Genomic DNA, 19,558 nt, shown 5'->3' with positions numbered 1-19,558 from the left:
CCGCCGTACCTGCCACCCCTTCTCCGGTTGAGCCGCAGTTTTCCATTACCGGACCTGCGTCGGGCACGAAACCGGGCGTGGCGCAGAACTTTGTCGTCGATCTTACCGACGACGGCGGGCACCCGAGAATCCTGACGCTTCAGGTACCTGCCGGAATTGTTGTCAATTCTGTAACCGGCGCTACCTACGATGGCGTCAACAATACGCTTACTTTTCCGGCTTCCTCAAGCTCGGCGACGGTGTCGCTGACCAGCCCCGTGGATGCCGTGGCAAACATTCGTGTGGTTTACGATCAGCCCGACCTGTGGAATATCAACAACCTGATCGTTTATGAGCCTTGCGACACTTATGCCGGCTACCAGGGCTTTCTTGGCGTCAGCACCGGAACTACCCCTCGCCCGTACCGGGAAGCAACGGGCACCTGGGACACTTCCATGCCGGTAAAACTTGTGGACTTCCGGGCGTCGGCTGAAAGCAATACGGTAAGGCTAAGCTGGGTGACGGTTGCCGAAGAAAACGCCAAGGGCTTCCAGGTTCAGCGGAGCAAGGATGCCAAAACCTGGCACAACCTCGGGTTTGTGACTGGAAAATCCGAAAACGGAAACAGCACACGCGAACTAAGCTACCGTTTTACGGACGCAACACCCCTGAAAGGCAACAACTACTATCGCCTGCAGATGGTAGACCTTGACGGTACATTCGCTTACAGCCAAATGCGTGCCATCCGTGTGGATGGAGCGGCCTCCGCCCTGCTTACTTACCCGAATCCGGTAGTAAATGGTAACCTTAATGTAGATGTGGCCAACACAGATTCGTATCGTGCTGAGATACACAACCTGACTGGGATAAAAGTATTGCACCAAAACCTGGGGAAAGGCCGCGAACTGAACGTCAGCAGCCTTCCGACCGGCATTTACGTGCTGCGCCTCATCTCGGCGGACGGCGACGTACGCACCGGCAAATTTTTAGTAAAATAGGCAAATATCACGCCGGGACCCGATTCCGGCTGGTCGGGTAATATAAAAAAGCATGAGGGCCGGGCTCTCATGCTTTTTTATTAGGGTTGGCGACACTCACGGTCCTACGTTATACCGGAATGTTCTCCTTTATTTCAAGCTTGGCCTTGACCGGCTCCGTTATCCTGCGGGTAGCTTTGGGAAACACCCTCGAAGATCGATGTCCTGGTTATAAGCCAGTTCGTTTTTCACTGCAGCCATGAAAATATTCTTGATCTCGGTAGCGAGGTTCACCTTGCATATCCCGTTCGAAATGGCGAGCCGCACCTGCTCGGGCGGAATGCCTGACCTACCGCGAAGAACGAGGGTCGCAGCGGTGCGCCCGGCAATCCGGTGCAACAGGTCAATATCCAACCTGGACTCCTCCTTGTAAAGTCGTGTGCCATACCAATCGCCAGCGCATCCACGCCGGTTTTATGAACGAAAGCCGCTGCTTCGTCCGACTGACGACGTGTTCAATTCCAGGCAAGACGTTTGGGTTCATGTCCCCAGGTGACCGAAGAAGAATGGATTAAAACTCCGAATTCATTTCTTCCGGGCGTATCCGTTTTTACTTTCCGAACTTACGGGCATGCCCGCGGAGGAGCGCTGCCGGTATTGGCATCGGCTTTTCAGGCTTCATCAGCATGCTAGCCACACTATTGGTCACACATGTCCTATCAGAACCTCAACCGGACTATTAGTAGTCTGGAAACTACTTTGGTTCATGGGAAAACCACTACTTTGACGCAAGCCTCTTAGCCTATTGTTTCAAAATGAAGCAAGAGTTAACTCAGACTATGTTGCATTGGTGTTAAGGTTACCACAGGTCATTTTGAAAGCCTAATCCGTAATATGACCTCCCGTTTAGATTATAGTGCACCTGTTTTACCACCGAGGCCGCCAGCTGAACTGTTATACCCCGATTTCTTAGATAACTTTTAAGATAGCCACAGGAAAGATCACACACCTCGGTTATCCTCAAAGCGGGTTGATCGGAAAATGTTTCCTGGGGGAAGAAAGGGGGTGACTGTGCAAAGACTTGGGTGGATAAGCGTCGTACTATTTCCGAAAGTTCTGTTTTGTAGTATTCCAGGCAGAAATCAATAATAGACCCGCCTTTTCCGATTCCGAAATCCCACCACCGGTTCAGACGGGTATTGACTTTAAAAGAAGCAGTTTTTTCTGTCCGTAAAGAGGATAAGTACCAGTAATTGGTTCCGCTCGTTTTGCAAGGTCCGTATACAATGGAAGTTAGAAATGCGACCAGATCCAGATCCCGAAGCTTTTCCCACGAAGTAAAAGTTGATGTTTGTCGTTCCATTCGCTACTGTCTTTTTCTTTCTACAAACATTTGGCAACAAAGATACAGGCTCATTTTTAGACGGTTGTTACCTGTATAAAAATCAAATAAGGAGGAATATGCGCGACAAAAAAAATGCGCCGCTGGCGCTAGAAAGCGGCGCATAATAACTCACATCATCCCCTCATCGGCAAAGAACATGTATGCCCCGTCTGGAGTCAGGATGATATGATCAAGCACCTGAAGATCCAGAATTTTTCCGGCCTCTACCAACCTTTGGGTCAGGCTGAGGTCCTGGCTGGGCTTCAAATTACCGGAAGGATGGTTGTGGGCCAGGATAACCGCCCTTGCGGCTCCTTTTAGCGCCGCTGCAAAAATCAGGCCGATGTCGACAATAGTACTAGTCATCCCGCCTGAGTAGAGGCTAACTATGCCCAGCACTTTATAGGCTTGGTCAACCAACAGGATCTTAGCTTCTTCAAAAAGCCCAATCTTATCCGGATTCCAGCAAGCAGAGAGTACCTGGTAAGCATCGCGACTTTGGCAAATCGCCGGAGAATCCGAAACGGAAATGTGCCTGCGGTATGTTAATTGAATTTCGGCTAACTGAAACGGGCTGAGAGCAATAGGCAAGGTTTTCATAATCGTAAACGCTTAGGGTGAAAAATAGATTATGGTGCCCGTGCCCGGAGGGTGACAATTCAAGAAAAGGAAGGAACGGAATAAAGGAGGGCCCAAGCGGGCCGCTGTGTGTTTATGCCGGAAATTCCCTTTTCGCTTCAGTTGTCACCACTCCGAACTTTGTGGCGGAATCCAATGAAGATAGGGGAATGCCCAGACCTTGATTTTATATTAGGTTGATCTTATAGGTTTAGCGGGAGGTCAAGTCTCCATCGCAAGCAGCATCAATGATAGTTACCTCTCAAGCTCTGTACACCGCGAAGCGGAGGTTACTCTGATCGCTTTTTCAAATTCCTTTTCTTGGCTTTTTGCATATTTGCTATTTTGTTGGCACCCATCGGCACTGGTTCGCTAGCAATCGTTTCGGTCCTCTCAATTCTATTGGCCTGAACGCCTTTCCCACTTATTTTCATATCGTTGGCATAGGTTGTGGCTCTATTGACCTTTTGATGCAAAACCACATAAAGGAGCACTGCTATAAGTAAAATACCGCTCAACAGATACAGCCAGTAATCCTGGCGCCTGGACAGCGTTCTTTTTTTCCATGCGTCGAGTATTTTTTTTTCCTCGTTCCAGGGTCGTACTCCGTGGCCACTATAATTTTTTAAGGACTTTCGGAACAATTCCTCCAGGCTATCATATCTCTCCTCCACGTTAGTCGGTTTTCATTTTTTCTTCTATAACTTTTCTTAATGCTATTTTAGCCCGCGCTAGTTGCGAGCGAGACGCGCTTTCGGATATTTTCAGCATCCCGGCAATGTCCTTATGGGCGTAGCCGTCGATTACATACAGATTAAAAACAATCCGAAACCCGCGCGGTAGCCGGCTGATTGCCGTGATCAACTCTTCCGGACTCAAAGCGAGCTTTGAAAGATCCAACCGCGCCGGTTCATCAGCCAGGTTTTCGTAGTAGGCATTTGCCGATTCCTCTAATTTTTGTCGCGCGCGCTTTGATTTGTTGATGTGATCAATTAGCGTACGCACAGTCACGGTCTTAAGCCATCGGTTAAAGGAGCCGGTCGAGCGATATTTCTTTACCTTTTCGAACAGTTCAATGAGCGTATCATGAAACATGTCTTCGGCCTGCTCCCGATCTTGCGCGTAGCGAAAGCAGATCCCTTTAATTAAAGGACCGTAGCAGCTGTAGAACTGTTCCATAGCATTTGAATCTTCGCGTTTTAGGCCTTCAATCATTTCATCAAGCTCCATGGGCGATAATTTCAGAGAGCAGTACTACTCTGGTTCTCTTTTTTTCATTAACATATTCTTTCTTTTGGGGTTAAGTTTTATCTATAAAAGTTCATTTTTAAGGAAGACTGTCTTCTGTAGAGATACGTCTCCTGAACCGAGAAACCGACCCGGGAAAAATTCCCAGGAAGCTGGCTACGTGATTAGATTGCACACGGTTAGCGATATAGGGATTATCGGCTAAGAAAAGCCGGTATCGCTGCCAGGCAGATAAATGGATTGAATAATGTACGTGTTTTTTAGCTTCTCTCAAATAAATGCCGGCCAGCATATTAGATAAATTCCGGATGGAGTCGTATTTCTGAACGAGCGCCCAAAAATCGGCTTTTGAAATCGAATAAAGGGTTGCTTCCACGCACGACTCCAAATGCCCTTCTGACGGTTTTCCGAGTAGCAAGCTTTCCATACTGAAAGCAAAATCCCCTTTTTTAAAAAACCAGTTCGTCGATTCCTTCTCATCGAAAACTTCAAAGTTTCTCAGCACCCCTTCCCTTACATAATAAAGAGGCGGGTGCAATTGGCCTGCCAAAATCAATCGCGTTTGTGCAGGAACGGTTACGGTCGTGAAAAAGCGGGAAATATCCTCACGCACCTGTTGACTCAGTGGTACGTGTAATTCCAGGTTTTGGAAAAGTTCGTTCATGACGTCTGTTTTTTATATAAACAGCCCACATTATTATAACCCTCTAAAACCCAAAACGCTGCATGAAAATTTCGGCTTTATTTCAAAAAATCCTTTGTCAACTGAAACAGTCATTAGAAAATAGGATAGGAAGTTGTGCCAAAGCTCCCTCATTTTTTTAGCAAATGACAATTCAATTCTTAACCTTTACTCATTGACTTTCCGAGGTGATCATCACAGTTTTGCCTACAGTTGAAATACGCCTTCCGTTTTTCCTCATATAGAATATTTAATCCCGACTTATGGCTTCAGGAAAAGGTTATGATACTCACCGATTTGATGGTTCACCGGCAGCTATCGATGGTAATTATGGATAATTACTTACACCTAGAGCCTTTAACCCGTTTACGCTTAGTTGCCTCTGAAGTGATTCACCAATATGAACATGGACACCTACTATCTGGAATGGTTCGATTTGCTGGTAACGGTTACAGTTGACCCGAAAAAAGCCGAATTATACGGTATGGAGAAGAAACACCTCGACCGTATCACCCATGCCATCAGCGAGCAGAAATGCCTGGTAAAAACCGCACTGAAACGTGCTGTATATAAGCAGAAAAACATAAAATCGACTACTTTATTAGTTAGACGTTTTTACACAGATTTGATCATTCTCTATGATCAGGCTTACGAAAACTACCAGCTGTCGGCCGGTTTGGCCATCAAACCGATCCATGATGAGATCACCGGCTGCCTGGAAGATTTGCTCTACTTCGTAGAGCGCCAGTACAGTGATTTTCTCGGGCTCGACGAACGGGTGCCGATCAATTATTTAGCCAATACGCGACAAGACTTAACCGTCAGGTTAAACGACCTCAAGAAAACGCTTTTTCAAAGAATTTCTGACAAACGGCTGACCGGGCTTGTATTAACTGTCCTTTATGATTTTGTATCCACTGGAAGCCGGCCCATCACCTTCAGGGAAATGATCTACCAAAAAGAGTTGGTGCGCTCGCTGGAAGAAATCAGCGGACAGAAAGAGGAGGCCCAGCTTTATAAGTTGCTGATAGAACTACTCGTTTACCGGAATTTCAATAACAAGGCTTTCTTAAACTACCTGACCGAGAAAACGGCCCTACGAGTGAAAATATTCGATTCGGTGACAGAAAAGCTGGACGCTATCCTTTTGGCCTACTAGGAGTTCAACCAAATGCACCGTAAACCTGGGGTAAGCTTAAATCAGCACTACCCGGACATTTACAAGGTAATCGGGAACTGGTTTGCTCAGGAAATCACCTACCTGAAAAAAAAGCATCAGTTCGAAGTTTTCCCTTTACAGACACAGTATTCGAAAGAAGTCGATTCACTAAAGAAGACTCATCTGATTATGAACGCAGATCAGATTGCAGTATTGATCAGGGCACTGGCAGACACCGGTAAGGTGGCTTCCTCATCAGTCAATCAATTTTTTAAAGCAGTCGTCCCATGGGTCTCTTCTTTAAAACAACCCAATCTTTCCAGGCAGAGTATGCGAAAGCGATCCTACGCGCCTGAAGACAAAGGCAAGCAAGCAGTTATGCGGCTGCTGAAGGAGATGGAAAACATTGTCAACCAATACTAGTAACGCTACCTATGAAAGTTAAATCACATCTAAAGTGGGAGCTTCCTTCTAACCTTGCAGGTAAATTTTCTCTAACCAAGGCGCTATATCAGAACTCTCTCCGGATTCTTAACGGTCATCGGGTTTGGGTCACCACCCATGCTGACTTTAATGTCTGGAGAAGGATCCAACACGGAGAAGAATTTTGCCTGGAAGTATATGTTCTCAGCCTCACTAAGGAAGCCACGTTTTATCTTGATTTAAAAAGTCCAATCCTGGTTTTAATACATGTCCTGGAAGGAGTGCTGCTGCTACAGCGTGGCGACGAACCGGAAAAAACCATGGCTAAGAAGCGCTCATATTTAGGCACAGTGCCTGAGGGCCGGTATAAAGTTAGAATACCGGCTGGAAAGCATATCTATTTTAGCAGCCACCTGAAATTAGAAGTATTAGAGGAGCTTTCAAGTGTTTTTTCTTCTTTTGAGCTATTAACCTCTCGTATACCGCAGCAACTAGCGGAATTCTCATCAGCCGAATTCAAAGCCAGCGTGCTCCGGTTACTCTACCAGACCAAACGGGGAAAATTGCGGGATTCTATGGCGGGATTCTCGCTGGACGCCCGCCTTTGGGAGTTGTTCCGGAGTGCGCTGGAGATCTTAGAAAAGCCAAAACTGCGGCAAAAAGCGGGGGCAAAACAAGTAGTTCATCGGCTAAGGGAGTACCTGGACAACCTAGCTGAGCTGGGACAAACACTACCGACGATTGCTGAGCTCTCCGATCGGCTTTGCCTTCACCCGCACCATCTGGCGCGCGTATTTAAATCCGAATTCGGCATTGCACCCCGGGATTATATTGTCGGGCTAAAAATGAAAGCTGGTTATAAGTTACTTACCCAAAAGAACCTTCCGGTACATATGGTCGCTTTTGAGCTCGGATACCAGGATCCATATAGCTTCGCGCGCCAGTTCCGAGCCTATTTCGGCTTTCCTCCAGGAAAAGCAAAATTGAATCAACCAGAAAAATTGTGAGAAAGTGTTGTATACTAAATTGTCAACTCACATCATTTTTTAGAATGCAAACTCTTGTGAAATTTACTTTTGGAAATTCAAACAACCGTTAGCAATCTCTCGCTGGTTTTATGGATTTCAGGGAACCATTCCATTTGCCGTCCACTCCGGAGAACGGAATGTGCCGAGCCAATCGGCTTTTCACAAAGTTACGGAGGGCGTATTTGTAGGTCATTTTTCAGCCCATTTACTATCAAGACGATCTATGCGGGTTGCTCAGATCCGCGGGATTTAGATTGCCTAAAATTTATACCTATATAGTAATACGTTATGAAAACAAAGGCCTTGTTTCTGGAAATTGTTTGCTTTCTTTTTATTCTGCTGTTTCTGTATACAGCATTTTCCAAACTCGCTGATTTCGAAACTTTCCGGGTTCAGTTAGGAAGATCACCTCTTGTAACAGATATCTCCGGACTGGTCGCGTGGGGAGTACCGGCCTTGGAAATTTTGCTCGCCGGACTACTGATGTTTGGAAAGACGAGAAAAGTCGGGTTATACGGAAGCTACACCCTGATGGTGATCTTTACAGCCTACATAACGGCCATACTTAATTTCAGTGACGTGATTCCCTGCAGCTGCGGTGGAGTTATCGCCAAACTCAGTTGGTGGGATCACTTTGTGCTGAATATTTTTTTCACGTCCGCCGCTGCCATAGCAGCATTAGTGTACCCTGCGACCATACCAAAACATCAAAGGCAATGAACCAGGCATCACATTATAAATCCCGGCATCCACCAACGCTGTGGGGTGACCAGTAGGTCAGCCTTTGCTTAAATAGCCTGTTTGGCAGAGGTAACCCCGACTCAAAAGGCCAATCAAATTTTCTTTTCTTTCACTTAATAACTATTCCTATCATGAAAACTAGTCAGTTAAGCCGTCGATTTTGGATTCCCGCAATCGCGGTAGTGATTGCAGTTGCGGGTGCTTTTGCAGGCCCCTCAGTAACCGGAATGAACGAACGAGATGGCGACCATCCGACCGCTCCGGAATGTCAGACCGGAACTTTGATAGAGGACCCGGCAGACTGCACGACCAGCCCTACGACACCGGTCACAACGTGCAAGGTTGAGTTTAATGACAGCCAAATCGGGCCGGCATTCAATTCTACCAACCTTGAATGCGAAGAACAACTGTGGTATCAACCCAACTAAAGTAGTTTTGTCCAAGTCCGGGCAGGCGGCGCCGAGATTTTTCGGGCTACCTGCCCTTTTTAAGCAACGTCCATGAAAAAAATACAACTACTAGGATTACTTACCCTGGCGGGTATTGGGGTAGTTGCGGCATTGACGCTTAACTCCAAGTTTAGGATTTACAGCGGCAAGGGATTTACAAGAATTTTTCTTCCGCATGCAGTATCAGCCTATAGCTTTTTTGACCTTCCGCAAGCTAAGTCCTATATTTCCGGGGTCGACTCTACCTCGGTTTATATCAGCTCCATTTCGGATCCTTTCTCTGTATTGAGTATTACTTCAAAGGATCATAGCTTAAAAAAGAACACCATTCAGCTATCTGAAAAGCAGCGATCTGACGTAAAAAACCTCGATCGGGCCCGTGTAGCGGTATTCCCACCTTACTTTTATGTTTTTAACGGAACCGCGCCGTACATTTTCGAGGGTGAAGTTTCTACCTGGAAAGCAATACGGCTTCCCGCTCCCCCTTACTATTCGGAGATCATACCGTTTTCTCCATCGACCTTTGTCTTCCGGGGGGTGCAAAAAAAAGACAGGCATTCCGTACTGGGCAAATGGCAGAGCGGTATGGGAGAACCTGTCCTCGCTCCCACCCTCCTGGAAGCTCAAGTTGACGGAATTTTCTGCGTGGACGGAAAGCTGATATTTAACAAAAGCTCAAATACCCTAGTCTACCTTTATCACCATAGGAACCAATATTTTTTAATTGATACCACCCTGAGGCTTTTAAAACGTTTCCATACAATTGATACGACCAGTATTGCTCAAATACGGGTAACCAAGGGCGAGGCGGGAAACACGCGTTACCTGTCCTCACCACCTGCTCCTGTGAATCAACTTGGTAAAGTTTGGCAGAATTTTTTACTGGTCAATTCGGCGGTCATAGCGGAAAATGAAAACCGTAACCAGTTTAAACACGCCGCTGTAATAGATGTATACGACCTTACAGAGGGAAATTATCTATTTAGCTTTTACTTAAAAGGACCTACGGAAAGCAAAATGACCGATTTTGCTATTACCGATTCCGGGCACCTGGCCGGTCTTTTTGGGCAACGGCTTACTTTTTTTTCACTCGGTTCGGTTTGGCAAAAATGAGAGTGCGTGCGGCTGCCGGTGGCTATTTACGCGCGCCAAAAAAGGATAACCATAAACAAACCACGCTGTGGCAGGGCAATTATATTTTTTAGACGAACAATATAAAAATTCCCTCCTTCATTTCACCGGAAATTTGTAGGTTAAGTTGTTAGAGTATAGTTAGGCGCTCCTCCTACCAAGAAATTGACGCAGATGTTTTACCCATGTTCAGAAAGCAAAAAAGCGGACATATCATCCAGATTCCATCGCACGGTGGTTTCAAAGCCTTGGCAGGTTGTGGTGTTTACAACGCAAGCAAATTTGCTGTTGAGGGTTTTAGTGAAGCGTTGTCACAGGAAATAGCACCATTGGGAAATAAATTGACCATTGTAGAACCCGGACCCTTCAGGACAAACTTTGCAGGTAGTTCATTCCGACACGCCCAGAAAATCATTGAAGACTACAACCTGACAGCAGGATCGTTTAGAGAACGAATGAAGTAAGTTGACGGTAAACAGGAAGGCAACCCCGACAGAGGAGCAAGTGCGATTTACGACATTACCCGATCAGACACACCGCCTTTGCGATTGCCATTAGGAAAAATTGCGTTGCTGATTTTGACATCAAAATTGGAAAGTGTTAACGCGAACCTGAACAACTATAAAGACGTAGCCGAAAGCGTAGTATTTGACTGATCCCGGGTTGGAGATGAAACGAAACCGGAAGGAGAAAAGAAGCGGCCAAGCCTCTAGCTGCTTCTGGGCAATTGCCAGATGACAGGAAAAGTTGCGGTGACCGATCCGTCTTTTATCCGCACAAAGGCTACGTAAAGCTATCGAGCAAGCCCGGATACCGGAAAACTTAACAGAGAGCCCCCGGAACCTGAATCGTCCCGGGGGCTCTCTGTTTTTAGCGTTTTACCTCTTTGTTTTACTTCACCACAAACGTCCGGCTCGTGGTGACACCGTCACGCGTGGTAACTCGGATCAAGTACACGCCCGACGGCAGCTGGCTGACATCCAGCGTGCGGCTACCGGAGGCGCGCAGTACTTCCTGCCCGGTTGTACTATACACGTTCACCCGGCTACCTGAAGCATCCGCCAGATCAAGCGTCAGCTTGCCATGCGTTACCGGATTGGGGTAGAGCGTCAGCCCGTCACCTCCCAGTACGATGCTGCGAATGTCGCTGTAGGCAAACGTACCGTCCAGATCGACCATTTTCAGGCGATAGTAGTTGACTCCCCGCGCCGGGCTTGCATCGGTAAAGTGATAGCGAAGCACGTGGCTGCTATTGTTGTTTTGCGACGCTACATACCCAGCTTTCGTCCAAAGGTTCGCGTCTATGCTCCGCTCTATCTCAAAGCCTTTGCTGTTGACTTCGCTTGAGGTAGTCCAACTGAGGTTGGCATGCGTTCCCTCGCGAACCACGTCAAAACGAACGAGCGTGACAGGCAGCGAGTTTTCCCATTGGACGGTATAGGTGGATTCATTAGAAACAGCTCCGGCGCCATCGGTTGAGGTAAAGTTGAATGAAACCGCAGTATAACCGATACCATCGAACCGGATCGACAATTTAGCCGGATCATAAGGATCGGCTGCCGTGCCCAATACCGTGCCTGCCACAGTAATTTCCACACCATCATAGAATAGCTTTGGCTCTCCTAATCCGTTTGGTGTAGTCGGCAATTCCGTGATGGTCACCAATACCGGCTGGCCTTCCTCCGGGTCTGTTTGTCTTGTGCCGTTCACCGGCTCACTATCGGCTGTTAAAGCGGAGCCGTCCAGCGGCAAAACAAAGCCCGAAACGGGAGTGGCGATCTCATAGCTGTCACCCGCGGTCACTGGCGGTTGCTGGATCCCGAAGTTTACATTTTCGACAGTGGCCGTTACCAAACCAAGCGAAATCACGTTCGAATGGTTAGAGGTATTGGGTGAGCCATTCACATTTACACCTGTTGCAACCCAGCCAGCCGGCAATGAGCCATTGGCCAAGGTACCTGATACGGTTTGAGGAACATTGGTAAGAATGATACTATAATCCCCTTCGGTTACACCTTCAAAAAGATAGGTTCCATCCGGCAGAACCTGAGTCGTCGCTACGATAGTCCCGGTGACGTTATCGACAAGGTTGGCATAAACCGCTCCACCCGTTACGATTGAGTTGCCGCCATGATTATCGTTACTACCGCTAACCGGCGTTTCTGTGCCGTCCTGCACAGCATTACCGTTATCGAAATCATGCCATACCATCCCCGAAATATCAAAACCGGGTTTGCTGCCAATCAACAGGTGAATAGTTGCCTGCGCGCACAAGGGCTGCGGTTCAACAACCGTCACATCACAAATCTCATACACTACTCTGTCAGGTCCCACGTACCCGGCTGGTGGCGTATACGTGTAGGTTCCGTCCGAATAGAACGTCAGCTCTCCACCCTCTACTGTTGTTACCGTATTGACAGGATTCCTCGGGCCATTAGGATCAATGGTAACTGCTGCTCCGTTTGAATCCCGAATACTTAACGGGTCGCCGTTCAGATCGCTGTCATTACCAATGAAATTACCATCCACAGGGGTATTCACTTCGGTATAGGAGAAATCATCTCCCGCAATGGGCGGATCGTTCAGCGTTCCGTTTTCATTACGCAAAACAGTGATCACAATTTGCGCGTCATCACTGGCCGTGTTGGGTGTCGCCACATTATCTTCGATGGTGTAGTCCACAAACACCTGACCCGCAAATCCATCTGCCGGCGTAAACACTAAGTTGCCATTTGCTCCTATTGTCAGAGTCCCGGCATTCGCAACGGGGTTGCCGCTTTCATCTACTCCGGCTACTACGACAGCGCTTCCACCCACTGTACCAGTGGCATCAGGAATACCGTCACCGTCAGAATCATAAACGAACGTCACCACGTTGAACGCATCGCCCTGAGGATCCGCATCATTTACCAAAATATTGCTCACCACCGGATCGCCTAGTGTAAAATATTCATCGTTGTTCGCGACTACACTGTTGTCCTCAGTGGGCAATGGCGATACCGTGATGTCCAACCAGGCGGTATCACAGGCTTGCGGAGTGCCTGCATCGCAGATGCTGTATGGTACTGAAATATTCCCTACAAAACCGGTAGCCGGCGTGTAGGTATAGGTCCCGTCAGGATTAAAGGTCAGTGTACCTGCATCGGTTACAGGATTGCCCTCCGCATCAATACCGGACACGGTAGCGCCACTTGCCATTGGCGTTCCGCTGCCATCCTGGTTGAGGAAGCTGCCGAAGGTCTGCACGTCTCCCTCGCGATCAAAATCGTTGGTGGTAACATCGCCACTCACCGGGGTATTGATCCACGTGGAGTTTTCATCGTTCACCGCATTGGTTGTGTTGCGTTTCAACCCGAAATCAGCCCCGCATATTCCCTGGTTTATGCCGGCCATATTAAATGCCTGCACTCCCGTCTGCGGCTCAGTGATGGCATACCCGGATCCTATTGAAGAGGGTGCTACGCGGACCAGATAATTTTTGGCTATCTCATAAGTGATGGTCAGATTGTCGAATTCAACATACTCTGCTGCACTAAACCCGGAATTACTGGACTCGATCAGTCTGATTTCGGTGGTTGCGGACATAAATCCGCTGATGTCAAAAGAATCGGAACCTGTATCCGACGCCTGACCGCTAAACCTTTTCAGCGGAACCCATGCGGAGGTCGAATTGGTCCTGATTTGCACCTCTACAAAGTCAATCGTGTTAGTGGCTGAGTTAAACGAGGATTTCACCCAGTCATACGTTAAAAATGCAGCAATAGCAGTACTTAAATTCGCTTGTCTCTGAACCGAGGCCTGGGTTGCGCTCGAATTTCCATTTACCCTCAAACGCCCGCCGGTGATCGTGATGGGGTTGGTGGTAAAATTAGTCCCGGCGTTGGTAAAGGTCCAGTTGCCTCCCCAATCAAGCGTACCGTCATTGTTATTGGCAGCCACCGTATTTAAGGAATCAATCATATTGAATCCTTGATCCACCACAAAGCGATATCCACCTACTGCATCTGTGAGAACAGAGTCTAACAGCGTATCGCCGGCGTCTGGTAACCCATCGCCATTTACATCCTCCCAAAGCTGGATCAGCATACCCGACAGTCCGGTTTCTCCTGCCTCAGCGCTGCCGCTGCTGTTCACATCGTTGTAGACCCTTCCTTTTACAATGTTCCTGGTGAATACCAAATCACATGGAACGCTCACATATACCGTTGCCACGTCACAAATATTGTTATCGGGCGCAGCGCCACAGATGCGATACTCAAACTCATCAAATCCTACGAAACCCGGATTCGGTGTATACGTAATGGTTCCGTCCGGATTGACTACGATGGTTCCGTTACTCGGGCCTTGCAAAAAATCGGTGCTTATAGAAGTGGGATCAGTCGCCATCAGGAAGCCCTGGTCGTTGCCCGCCACATTAATGGTAACCGGCGTGTCGGAGGCGGTCACCACACGGTCGTCCGCTGCCAGAATCATGCGTTGCATGCACTTAGGTTCCACCACATACCCTACATCCAATGCCGGGTTGCCGGTGGGTGTGCCGTCAAAAGGCCTTTGCCCCCACGCGATGGCCAGATTATGAGGATTTTGGTCATTCGAAAACACCGCCATTCCTGAGTTATCGTTGTTCTGGCCAAAAATTAACTGGGCTTGCAAGGCGTTCAAGTCATAAAAGGTATCGTAGTACGCCCCCTGGGCCGGCCCGGCATCCGTCACCTGGTTGGGACCTGAAGTAACGTCTCCGTTATATTTTACATAAACCCTTGTAGCTTCGAGAGGGGTTACCCAAACAGGATTGTAGTTATTGGTGCCATCAGCGGTCCCGGGAGCCCAGCCCAAGGTGCCGAAATTGGTGAGGCGGTGCACGGCTATCATCGGGATGGCCCAGTCATAGGTTGACGAATTAGCTGTGGTGTTGTTGCCATCAGACACAATGGCCACAGCAGTGTATGGTTCTCCGCCCGCACTTTCAAATTTGGTGCCGGAAGCAAGATTCATATTGAAAGTAGCCAGGCCGTAACTGCCCGGTACCGTAAATGAACCGGTCAAAGGAGTACCTGCAGAGCGTGTCCAGTTGATGGTAATCGGGTTTGCATTCGGATTGACAAAATAACCAACCGCCGGGTATGCAGCATTGGTGGAATAAACAGGGCTCAAATATTCACTGCCGTAAAATTCCGCCGGATACACCGGAATGTTTCGCGTGCCATAGCTATCGATGCCTCCGAAAATCATATTCACGGCCACCGGATTGTTACTGGTGATCACAGCCCCTTTTTTGATATCATTGGCATTGTTCACATTTGAAGCAGTGCCAGGGGTGCCGGCTGTGCCGTCATAAAACCAAACCTCACCCTCGTTCAGCACCGGAGAAGTAGCTATTGCAGCCGAATTGGCGGGATTATAATTTAAGGTAACCTGCGTGCCATCCTGAATGGCTTGTACAAATACGCCGGTATATCGGAACACTACGGTAGTTGAGGCAGGGATGTCTTCTCCAAAAGGCAAAACAAATGACAGACCGGTGCGGGAAATATCCGGCACATTGGTTTTCACATTTTGAAGTGCAAACACACCTGAAGCGGCATCACCCGTAACTTTGGTAATAGAAACTACCGATGAGCTCCAGACTTTGTCTTTGGCATCATATACCACGGTCGAGGTAGGCCTGTTCCAGTCAAAGGTATTATCCAGCTCGACATAGCCACCCGCCGGGATAATATCGTTGGGATAGCCCGGAGCCACCCCATTGGTCAGATCGCCGTCGCCCCACATTTGGGTGGTGCTTTGGGTAGGAAACAAAATATTACTCTCATAGCCATCTTCCCAGTGGTCATATATGACAACCGTACCGGGGTAAGGGGTAGAGATACTGGTGATATTCCTCGCAGTTGTAGAATGACTGGTGTTGATGCTGGCGGCGCTCCTCAGCGCTTTGGACAGCTGGGTATTATTCTCCGGGAACGGCATATAATATACTTGCGGATTCCCCGCACCTGTGCACGGATCATCGGTAACGCCCAGAATAGTGATCGTGACAGTAGCAGTATCACAAACCGCAGGTAGCGTATTTGAGCAAACCCTGTATTGGAAGGTCACATCACCCGAGAAATTACCTACCGGTACGTACTGAAAATTACCATTCCCCAGGTTTTGAAGTATCCCTACCGAGGGAGTGCTGATTTCCTGCACAGAGCCGGTGTTGATATTGCAAAGATCATTGGCCAATACATTAAAACTGAAAGGACTGCCCTGTACGGTAGAATAGGCGTCATCGTTGGCAAAGATCGCATTGGTCACCACCTCAAAAGTGGCGGAAGAGGTGCTGGAGCATCCTGTGGCAGTGGCCGTAATGATGGCGGTACCGGCCCAGGCGGCGTCATACGTCACTTCGCCGGTAGAAGCGTTGATAGTGCCCGCCGCTGCCGGGGACAGGCTATAACTGATATTGTCTGCCGCTGCTGCCGTAGCGGTATAGGTTTCGGTACCCGTACCGCTACATCTTTGCTGGGGCAGCCCGGCAGCAAACACCGGGGTGCTCACGACGGAGTTGATCGTAACCTGATGAGTAGCTGTCTCTGGAGTGCCACAACCGCCGGCAGCTGTTGCGGTGATAGTGGCCACGCCTACAAACGATGCGTTGTAAGTGACCATACCAGTGGCAGTATTGATACTGCCCGCAGCGGCAGGAGTCAGGCTGTAGCTCACGGTGCCGCCCGTAGAGGTCGCGGAAAACAGATCGCTGCCTGCGCCCTGACATCTCGAGGTAGGTAAGCCTGCCTCAAAAACCGGGGCATCCGGGGTGGTCATAGCGTTGGCCCCGCAAATATTGACCGGGGCGGTGGCATACGTATAAGGAGCTCTTGTCGCGTTCGCCAAATTGGAGCCATCGCCCATGTTACCGAAGTACTGGTTGCCTGCAAAACCGAAATTTTGGGTACATTCACGAATGACCAGGGTCTGCATGCCTCCCGACTCTACTGCAAGCATTTTGTCTGCATTGGGAGACCCCGGATTTATAGTTGCGGTAGTACCTCCTCCCGATCTTAACTTGGACTGGTAATTCTGGCCCCAGTTGTAAACTTGACCACTGGTAGAAAGCACATTGATCGAAGGATAACTATCGTGATGCTCGGATGGAGAAATCCAACGGATATTATCCATCACCGGTCCTGAAGCTGAGGTGTATCTTGGCTGCACCCATGAGGTTCTATTCGTGGTAGTCCAATCGCCTAATTGTCGATCACTATTACCCCCCAAAGCGAACAGGTTGCCGTCGGTATATAACACATAATAGGAAAGCCCGCTGGTCATACCGATCATTTTTATTATACCCGAATGAGCGGGCAAAGTCATTTGCGTTGCTCTGTCCCGGTTGGCGGCGGCTGTGCCATTTCCCAAATAAACACTTTGTCCCCAGGTCCATAAAGTGCCGTCGGCGCGTAATGCAACAAGGGAATGCCCGTTTCCTCTGAGTGCCACCACATCATTCAGAGTAGGATTGCCTGGTTCAGAAGTGGTAACACGGTTCCAGATGTTATTAGCCGATGCCAGGCCTGTACCCGCCGTGCTCGCATTTCGGGTAAGCACCCATGCTTCACCACTACAAGTTAATAGTGCCAGTGTTTGCACGGAGCCGAAAAGACTTTTTACCTGTTGCGGCTCCACTCCCACGGGTAACCGATACGTATTACTCCCCGCAATGGTAACCGGGCCCATAGCGGTGCCGGATTTGACGGCAAGTGCCAGCAGCCTGTCTTGCTGGCCCCAGGCGAATAAGCCCTCTGTGGTCAGCACTACCGACTGATTTGAAGTAGAACCACCAGATGAACTACCTATTGCTACCTTCAAAGGGGTTCCCTGCAAGCCAGGAAAATTAGTGCTGTTAATAATCAAAGGAGAAAGTGCATTTGCCCCACTTTCGGCCATAGCATATCCGAACACCTTAAACGTGCCGTCTGCTTCCCGGATAACGTTATTAGTGACCCCCGATATTATATTGTCATATTCGATCTCGGTTGCGACGTTGTTGGCGTTCATGCCATAGTTGTTGCAATCGGTACACTGCGCTTGTGCGTCGGCAACACTGAGCATAGTACAGAAAGCAAATGCAAGCATTGCCGGCAGCTTAGGGCGCTTCCTGCTTTTTAATTTTACCACGCGGGCAAGTGTCCGCTTCTGCCACAAAGGGGGAGCATGTAATGTTTCAAACATAATGTTTTTTGTTAGGAGTGAACTGGTACTTAAGTAAGAATCATAACTAAGTTGAGTAATAGAAGAACTACGCCCATCTTAAGTAGGAAAGATGGCAAAAGGGATTAAACATAACAGGGGATTGCTTTGTCAAAATAGATAGACGATCTTGTCGAGATAAAAATCATCCTTTTAATGGTAAGAGAGTGTAAGAAAACTGTTTGAACGTTAGCATCATTAACTTTGGATAATCTCTGAAAACGCTTTTCTCTCCTTACAGTCTTTTTTGGGAATGGCTATTTTGCATCTATTTTTCGTTCTTGTTAAATCAGGAGGGGTTGTATTTTGTTTAACTATTTAATAGTAAGTACCCTCGAGTGAATATCCATTGTGATACGCGCACAATTATCCTTTCGAAACGGACAATAATTGAATTTTCCCGAACAGTTTACAGGTTTAATTCGTAACCATGATCGAAGTTCTGTACCTACTGACCAGCCTTCGGCGGCTACAGTAGATCAGCAGATAGGAGAAAGGGGCAAAATCGACAATCCTGTTAAATCCGGCGGTCAGCATTCTTCGATACCTATACACCCGAACAGTTTTCGGTACGGTGGAGCCTGGCCCTGGAAGTCTGTTCCGCCCGATCATAGCCGGCAGAGCAGCCCTTAGGATGTCCCCCCTACATTTCACCCGAAATTTGTAGGTTAAGTTGTTAGAAAATAGTTAGGCGCTCCTCCTACCAACAAATTGACGGCAACCAACTATTCCAAACGCAACACTGAACTTTATCGAGAGTACAAGACAACTCACTTATTTATTTCAGTAATCTCCCATCGGGTGTCTATAAACGTCCAGCTGAAAAGATGGGGATTATGCTCTCTGATTTTATTGAGCATTTCGGTCGCTGACTTGATCCGGTGATACCGGAAGTCGGGATTGGTAAAAATAATAGTCCGGCCATCGTCCCGGCTACTGATCAGTTTATCCCCTGCCGGGCCACGCAGGATTATGACATAGTATTCTGTTTCGTGTTTCCTTTCGCAGGCCGTAATCAAAAGCTCGGCGGCCTGAAGACAATCCTTTTCAGTCGTAGTTATGCCATGATCTCTTTCCACAGCCTTAGCTGCTTTTCTTATGATGGCATTATTGCTGAGCAAAAAAGAGCCAGCTACCATCTTGCCCGAGGTTTGAAGGCGCCTCGGGACGAGCTGGATCCGCGAATGAATCAGGTGGGCCGCTATCGAATATTTTTTTGCCATGAATCGTGTCAAAAGAATGCCACTAAAAATATCAAATCTAACCCAAAGAATCCAGTTGGTGGATCTGGCTTGTGGCGCGTACATTCTAAAGGCATCCTCCAGGTCTGGTCCCATTCCCAACCCCGACGCTGCACAGGCCACCGGCAATATCGAAGGTGTCTATACACCTTTCATCTCCGGAGCTTTAGGCCTGGCACTCCAGCGGCAAAAGTATCTACAGAAAATGAAGATCAAGCGAGCTGCAGCAACTGCCGGCCGCGCATAATTGCCTACATTAAGCATGTCTA

General features: G+C 48.2%; 16 protein-coding genes. 8 read left to right on the top strand and 8 right to left on the bottom strand.

The window, feature by feature from the left end; translation table 11 throughout:
* Positions 1-977: T9SS type A sorting domain-containing protein (locus tag ABD852_RS07530; RefSeq protein WP_345027622.1), on the top strand; the 977-nt coding region annotated here is incomplete at its 5' end.
* A 159-nt stretch (positions 978-1,136) separates the two neighbouring features.
* Here ABD852_RS07530 and ABD852_RS07525 read toward each other — a convergent pair.
* From ABD852_RS07525 to ABD852_RS07505, 6 genes are all read right to left on the bottom strand, one after another.
* A complete protein-coding gene (locus ABD852_RS07525) occupies positions 1,137-1,355 on the bottom strand; it encodes a class II fructose-bisphosphate aldolase (RefSeq protein ID WP_345027625.1) in 219 nt (72 codons plus the stop codon).
* A 460-nt stretch (positions 1,356-1,815) separates the two neighbouring features.
* Positions 1,816-2,319 carry a CHC2 zinc finger domain-containing protein gene (locus tag ABD852_RS23065; RefSeq protein ID WP_425568780.1) on the bottom strand — a complete coding sequence of 168 codons (504 nt, stop codon included), beginning with the start codon at positions 2,317-2,319 and terminating at the stop codon, positions 1,816-1,818.
* Between the two features lie 150 nt (positions 2,320-2,469).
* Positions 2,470-2,940: a JAB domain-containing protein gene (locus ABD852_RS07520; RefSeq protein WP_345027621.1), complete on the bottom strand. Its 471-nt coding sequence runs from the start codon at positions 2,938-2,940 to the stop codon at positions 2,470-2,472.
* A 308-nt stretch (positions 2,941-3,248) separates the two neighbouring features.
* On the bottom strand, positions 3,249-3,632 hold the full coding sequence (locus ABD852_RS07515; RefSeq protein ID WP_345027620.1) for a hypothetical protein: 384 nt from the start codon (positions 3,630-3,632) through the stop codon (positions 3,249-3,251).
* 1 nt (position 3,633) lies between these two features.
* The gene (locus tag ABD852_RS07510; protein WP_345027619.1) at positions 3,634-4,188 is read right to left on the bottom strand and encodes an RNA polymerase sigma factor; all 555 of its coding nucleotides are present in this window, start codon (positions 4,186-4,188) and stop codon (positions 3,634-3,636) included.
* Between the two features lie 97 nt (positions 4,189-4,285).
* Positions 4,286-4,870 carry a Crp/Fnr family transcriptional regulator gene (locus ABD852_RS07505; RefSeq protein WP_345027618.1) on the bottom strand — a complete coding sequence of 195 codons (585 nt, stop codon included), beginning with the start codon at positions 4,868-4,870 and terminating at the stop codon, positions 4,286-4,288.
* Between the two features lie 424 nt (positions 4,871-5,294).
* Between ABD852_RS07505 and ABD852_RS07500 the strand changes: the two genes are divergently transcribed.
* The 7 genes from ABD852_RS07500 (at position 5,295) to ABD852_RS07470 (ending at position 10,283) form a co-directional block, all read left to right on the top strand.
* A complete protein-coding gene (locus ABD852_RS07500) occupies positions 5,295-6,047 on the top strand; it encodes a hypothetical protein (RefSeq protein ID WP_345027617.1) in 753 nt (250 codons plus the stop codon).
* Between the two features lie 12 nt (positions 6,048-6,059).
* Positions 6,060-6,470 (top strand): hypothetical protein, encoded by a 411-nt coding sequence (locus tag ABD852_RS07495; protein ID WP_345027616.1) that lies wholly within the window; start codon positions 6,060-6,062, stop codon positions 6,468-6,470.
* 11 nt (positions 6,471-6,481) lie between these two features.
* Complete coding sequence (locus ABD852_RS07490; RefSeq protein WP_345027615.1) at positions 6,482-7,477, top strand: helix-turn-helix domain-containing protein; 996 nt, start codon at positions 6,482-6,484, stop codon at positions 7,475-7,477.
* Between the two features lie 309 nt (positions 7,478-7,786).
* A complete protein-coding gene (locus ABD852_RS07485; RefSeq protein WP_345027614.1) occupies positions 7,787-8,218 on the top strand; it encodes a MauE/DoxX family redox-associated membrane protein in 432 nt (143 codons plus the stop codon).
* A 152-nt stretch (positions 8,219-8,370) separates the two neighbouring features.
* The gene (locus ABD852_RS07480; protein WP_345027613.1) at positions 8,371-8,667 is read left to right on the top strand and encodes a hypothetical protein; all 297 of its coding nucleotides are present in this window, start codon (positions 8,371-8,373) and stop codon (positions 8,665-8,667) included.
* A 72-nt stretch (positions 8,668-8,739) separates the two neighbouring features.
* A complete protein-coding gene (locus ABD852_RS07475) occupies positions 8,740-9,801 on the top strand; it encodes a hypothetical protein (RefSeq protein ID WP_345027612.1) in 1,062 nt (353 codons plus the stop codon).
* Between the two features lie 155 nt (positions 9,802-9,956).
* Entirely contained in the window at positions 9,957-10,283 is a 327-nt protein-coding gene (locus tag ABD852_RS07470; RefSeq protein WP_345027624.1) for an SDR family NAD(P)-dependent oxidoreductase, read from the top strand.
* A 427-nt stretch (positions 10,284-10,710) separates the two neighbouring features.
* Here ABD852_RS07470 and ABD852_RS07465 read toward each other — a convergent pair whose 3' ends face one another.
* Together ABD852_RS07465 and ABD852_RS07460 are read right to left on the bottom strand one after the other, a co-directional pair.
* A complete protein-coding gene (locus ABD852_RS07465; RefSeq protein WP_345027611.1) occupies positions 10,711-18,030 on the bottom strand; it encodes a tandem-95 repeat protein in 7,320 nt (2,439 codons plus the stop codon).
* A gap of 788 nt (positions 18,031-18,818) precedes the next feature.
* A complete protein-coding gene (locus tag ABD852_RS07460; protein WP_345027610.1) occupies positions 18,819-19,271 on the bottom strand; it encodes a hypothetical protein in 453 nt (150 codons plus the stop codon).
* Between the last annotated feature and the right edge of the window lie 287 nt (positions 19,272-19,558).

The organism is Ravibacter arvi (assembly GCF_039540405.1).
Taxonomy (GTDB): domain Bacteria; phylum Bacteroidota; class Bacteroidia; order Cytophagales; family Spirosomataceae; genus Ravibacter; species Ravibacter arvi.
This window is presented reverse-complemented; position numbering and strand designations above follow the sequence as displayed.